Annotated in this window: 5 protein-coding genes; 1 reads left to right on the top strand and 4 read right to left on the bottom strand. The window is 69.7% G+C overall.

Features of this window, described 5'->3' with window-relative positions:
• Positions 1–3: 3 nt before the first annotated feature.
• Positions 4–2,013 (bottom strand): ribonuclease J, encoded by a 2,010-nt coding sequence (locus QK444_RS32425; RefSeq protein ID WP_282785873.1) that lies wholly within the window; start codon positions 2,011–2,013, stop codon positions 4–6.
• Positions 2,010–2,918 carry a 4-hydroxy-tetrahydrodipicolinate synthase gene (gene dapA, locus QK444_RS32420; RefSeq protein ID WP_282785872.1) on the bottom strand — a complete coding sequence of 303 codons (909 nt, stop codon included), beginning with the start codon at positions 2,916–2,918 and terminating at the stop codon, positions 2,010–2,012. The genes QK444_RS32425 and dapA overlap by 4 nt, the downstream gene beginning before the upstream one ends.
• A 147-nt stretch (positions 2,919–3,065) precedes the next feature.
• Here dapA and QK444_RS32415 point away from each other — a divergent pair, with 147 nt between their 5' ends.
• Positions 3,066–3,512, top strand: a complete 447-nt coding sequence (locus tag QK444_RS32415) for a hypothetical protein (protein ID WP_282785871.1) — start codon at positions 3,066–3,068, stop codon at positions 3,510–3,512.
• Positions 3,513–3,574: 62 nt separating this feature from the next.
• Here QK444_RS32415 and QK444_RS32410 read toward each other — a convergent pair whose 3' ends face one another.
• On the bottom strand, positions 3,575–4,603 hold the full coding sequence (locus QK444_RS32410; RefSeq protein ID WP_282785870.1) for a hypothetical protein: 1,029 nt from the start codon (positions 4,601–4,603) through the stop codon (positions 3,575–3,577).
• On the bottom strand, positions 4,590–5,072 hold a 483-nt coding region (locus tag QK444_RS32405), incomplete at its 5' end, for an ATP-binding protein (RefSeq protein WP_282785869.1). The genes QK444_RS32410 and QK444_RS32405, both read right to left, overlap by 14 nt.

Genomic DNA, 5,072 nt, shown 5'->3' with positions numbered 1-5,072 from the left:
TGACTACACGCCGATGACCGTCGGCACGATCATCGGGCGGCGGCGGTAGGTATCGGCCACCCAGCGGCCCACCACGCGGCGCACGCTCTGCGCGATGCGATGCGTCTCGGTGACGCCCTCACCCGCCAGGCGGCGCAGTTCGGCCTCCACCAGTTCCTGGGCGTCGGCCAGGGCGGCCGGGTCGTCGGAGAAACCGCGGCCGTTGAGTTCCGGTGTGGTGACGGCCTTTCCGGTGGTCTCGTCGACGGCGACGGTGATGGAGATGAAGCCACCCTCGCCCAGCACCAGCCGGTCCGACAGCGTGGATTCGCCCACATCGCCGACGGACAGACCGTCCACGTACACCTGGCCGACCCGCAGCTTGCCGGTGATGCTCGCGATGCCGTCCACCAGGTCCACCACGACGCCGTTCTCCGCCAGCACCACTCGCTCCTCGGGCACGCCGGTGGCGACCGCCAGTGCCGCGTTGGCGCGCAGGTGCCGCCATTCCCCGTGCACCGGCATGGCGTTGGTGGGCCGCACCGCGTTGTAGAGGTACAGCAGCTCACCGGCCGAAGCATGGCCGGAGACATGGACTTTCGCGTTCTGCTGAGTCACCACGGTGGCCCCGAGCCGCGCCAGGCCGTTCACGACGGTGAAGACGGCGTTCTCGTTGCCCGGAATGAGCGAGGACGCCAGCACCACCAGGTCGTCGGCGCGGATATTGATCTGGCGGTGATCGCCGCGCGCCATGCGCGAGAGCGCCGACAGCGGCTCGCCCTGCGATCCGGTGGAGATGAGCACCAGCTTGTGCACCGGCAGATTCGCCGCCTGGTCCAGCTCGACCACCAGGCCGTCCGGGATATCCAGGTAGCCGAGATCCTGGGCGATCTGCATATTGCGGACCATGGACCGGCCCACGAAGCACACCCGGCGGTCGTAGCGCTGCGCCACGTCCACCACCTGCTGGATGCGGTGCACGTGGGATGCGAAGGAGGCGACGATGACCCGGCCGCGCGCCTTGCCGATCACCGAATCGAGCACCGGCCCGATCTCGCGTTCGGGGGTGACGAATCCGGGCACCTCGGCATTGGTGGAGTCCACCAGGAACAGGTCCACGCCCTCGTCACCGAGCCGCGAGAAGCCCGCCAGGTCGGTCAGGCGACCATCCAGCGGCAGCTGGTCCAGCTTGATGTCGCCGGTGTGCAGGACGATACCCGCGGGCGTGCGCACCGCCACCGCGAGCGCGTCGGGAATGGAGTGGTTGACCGCGAAGTACTCGCAGTCGAACGGCCCGTGCTGGGTGTGCTCGCCCTCGCTGACCTCGATGAGCTTGGGCTGCAACCGATGTTCGCGGCATTTGGCCGCCACCAGCGCGAGCGTGAACTTCGCGCCCACCACCGGGATGTCGCGGCGCAGGCGCAGCAGGAACGGCACCGCGCCGATGTGGTCCTCGTGCCCGTGGGTGAGGACCACCGCGGCGACATCGTCGATGCGGTCCTCGATGGGGCCGAAGTCCGGCAGGATCAGGTCGACGCCGGGCTGCTGATCCTCCGGGAACAGCACACCGCAGTCGATGATGAGCAACTTGCCGTCATGCTCGAAAACGGTCATGTTCCGGCCGATCTCGCCGATGCCGCCGAGCGCGAATACCCGCAGGCCACCGCGCGGGGCGGCGGGCGGAGTGCCGAAGGCGTGCGGATCGCGCACCGGGGGCGCGGACTGTTCACCGCGATCGGACCGCCCCGACTGGCGGCCGCGGCCGCCCCGCCGGTTGCGGTCGGACGAGCGCCCGCGGCCGGATCGGCCGCCCTCCTGCTCGTTTCGGCTGCGATCGTTCGATTCTTGTTGTGCGGCAGCGGGTTCCGGCGTCACTGTGGACGTCGAAGCCGGTGCGGCGGTTTCCTTGGTCGGCGCGGCGGCCTCCTTGGTCGGTACGGTCGTTGGCTGGGTGTCGCGCTCCCGCACCGGTTCCGGTGCTCCCGCGGCGCGACTCGCGGTACGGCGTGGGCGACGACCGATGGGGTTGCTCATGCGAGCACCCCCGCGGCGCGCAGGTCCGCGGCCAGGTCGTCGAGTTGTCTGTCGTTCGGGATGAGTTGCGGCAGGCGCGGCTCGCCGACCTCGACGCCGAGCAGGCGCAGGGCACCCTTGGTCATGGCAACACCTCCGAAACGGGCCATGGCCCGATAGAGCGGAATCATGCTGGCATTGATCTCGCGCGCCTTGACGATGTCACCGGCCTGGTAGGCGGTATGCATGGCGCGCAGCCGATCGGGCACCAGATGCCCGATGACACTGATGAATCCGACGGCCCCGATGGACAGCCAGGGCAGGTTCAGCACATCGTCGCCGGAGTAGAAGTCCAGTCCGGTCTCGGCGATCATCTCCGCACCCGCGTTGAGGTCACCCTTGGCGTCCTTGACCGCGACGATGCGCGGATGCTCGGCCAGCCGCCGCAGCGCGTCCGGCCCGATGGGGATGATCGAGCGCGGCGGAATGTCGTACAGCGTCACCGGCAGATCGGTGGCATCGGCGACGGCGGTGAAGTGGGCGACCAACCCGTCCTGGGAGGGCCGCGAGTAGTACGGCGTGACGACCAGCAAACCGTGGGCACCCGCGCGCTGGGCGTTGCGCGCCAACTCGATGCTGTGCGCGGTGTCGTAGGTGCCCGCGCCCGCGATGACGGTGGCGCGGTCGCCCACCGCGTCGACGACGGCACGCAGCAGGTCGAACTTCTCGGACTCGGTGGTGGTCGGAGATTCGCCGGTGGTGCCGGAGATGGCGAGCAGGTCGACGCCTCGGTCGCACAGATCGGACGCGAGGGCGACACCGGTATCGACGTCGAGCTTGCCCTCGGCGGTAAAGGGGGTCACCATCGCGACACCGACAGTGCCGGACGCGTGCAGCTCGGTTCGCGTCGAATTACCGTTCGTCATAGCCAGAAGGCTACCCGGTGGCAGGAATGGGTTTCGCACCCTTGTCGCCGAAGCGCCGCCAGTCGGATGCGGATTCGTGTAATGGGGGTTGTACCTGACATCATTTCACTCCTTGTGTGGCGTCATCCGTGACGTCACACTGGTGTCATGGACCTGAACAAATACACCGCTCGCCTGCGCGAGGACCTCATTGCCGCGGCCGCGCTCGGCGATGAGAAAACGCAGGCCACGGCCGCCGCGCTGGCCGCAGCCACGGAGAATTCCGCCCGGCTGACCCTGCTGGCCGCGCTCTCGGATCTGGCCACCGAGATCAGCACCACGCTGGGCGATCGGACCGTGCACGTCTCCGTCGACGGCACCGACGCCCACGTGGATGTGCGCAAGACCGCATCCGATGCCGAACAGCCCTCCTTCGAGGAGGTCACCGGCGATATCAGCCGGGTCACCCTGCGACTGGTCGAGCAGATCAAATCGCGCGCCGAGGAGGCCGCAGCACAGAGCGGGCAATCGCTGAACTCGTGGCTGTCGACCGCCGTGCAGGGCGCGCTGCGGGACCAGATGCGCAAGGGCGGCTCCGGACGCTACGACGAGTGAGGCGGTGACGGCCCGCCGTCGCGCCCGCGACGTCCGGCCGACACACCGACGAGCCGATCGGATCAGCCCACCGTGACCTTGCCGTCGGTGTCGATCTCGGTGCGCTGGTCGCGCTCCGGACCGGTCGCCAGCACCGTGGCCAGCAGCCGCCGCCCCAGCGGCAGCACCCGCACCGTCACCGTGCCCGTATTGGCGGCGTCCAATTCCCTTGTGGCGGCATCGATCACCCGCTTGCGCACCCACTCGGGCACACCGGTGAAACCGCCGTCGTCGAGCAGCACCACCTCGACCCCGCGCGATCGCGCACCCCGCGCCGCGCAGCTCAGCTCATCGGTCACCAGTTGCGGCGCCCGCAGCCCGTCGCGAAGCTCGGCCTCCAACAGGCGGCATTCCTCCCGTTCGGTGGCCGTGAGTTCCACGCCGTCGGCGATGCGCTCCAGGATCGGCCCCGCCACCCGATCCAGCCGGGTGAGCTGGCGGGTGCGCTCGTTGTCGGCGGCCGACATGGTGGCCTCGGCGGCCGCGCGCAGCATGGCCTCCTCGCGCAACAGCCGCAGCGACCGCTGCATGGGTCGCATGATCGCCGCGAACACCGTGATCGCCGCGACCGTGCCGATGGGCACGATGGAGCCGACCACCGCGCTGGCCTCCAACTGCGGACCCATCCCGGCGACCGCGACCACGGCCGCGATGGCGGCCACACCCACCCAGGCGATGCGCACCCGCCCCCGCAGCACCAGCACCGCCAGCACGTACGAGCTCGCGTAGGCGGTCCACACCGAATGCGACTGCCCGCCCGGGGACAGGCTCATGACCGTCAGCCCCGCCGAGGCGGGTCCGGCGGCGGCCGCGAACAATGCCACCGGAACCGGCAGCGGGTCGACGGGCACCACCATCACCAGCGCACCCGCCGCGAGCATGAGCGCCATACCCGCCAGCGCCGACCAGAACGGCACCCCATGGAAGTTCTTGTACATGTACAGCGCGATGGTGGCTTCCAGGATGACCAGGAACAACCAGCCCGCGCCGCCGCGCAGCCCCAGCAGATCGCCGAGGCCGAAGCGGCTGTCGGAAACGTCAGAGTGAGCCATCGCCACCCCAGACCAGTGTCACCGTGGTCCCCTCCCCCGGCTGCGATTCCACGAAGGCCGAGCCGCCCGCGAGCTGGCGCATGCGGCCCAGGATGCTCATGGAGATGCCGAGCCGGTCGGCCGAGACCGCGGCGAGGTCGAAACCCGCTCCGTCATCGGTGAATACGATGCGAATACTGCCCGCGCTGATGGTGGTGGTGACCGTGCGCCGCACCTCCCGCCCCGGAACCGAGGCGTGGCGCAGGCTGTTGCGTACGGCCTCGGTGAGGGCGGCTGCCAGGGTGCTGGCGGTCGGCACCGGCATGCGCAGGTCGTCGTAGCCGGGCCAGGTGCGGGTGGCGAATCGGATGCTCGGATTCACCTCCTGCACGGCCGAACGCAGGAACAGCACCGCCGAGCGGGCGTCCAGCAGGTCCGGATCGCGTTCCCCGCCGCGTACCTCTTCGAGCTGTTCCAGGGTGCGTTCGGC

It is taken from the genome of Nocardia sp. CC201C, from assembly GCF_030010695.1.
In the GTDB taxonomy this organism is placed as follows: domain Bacteria; phylum Actinomycetota; class Actinomycetes; order Mycobacteriales; family Mycobacteriaceae; genus Nocardia; species Nocardia otitidiscaviarum.
This window is presented reverse-complemented; position numbering and strand designations above follow the sequence as displayed.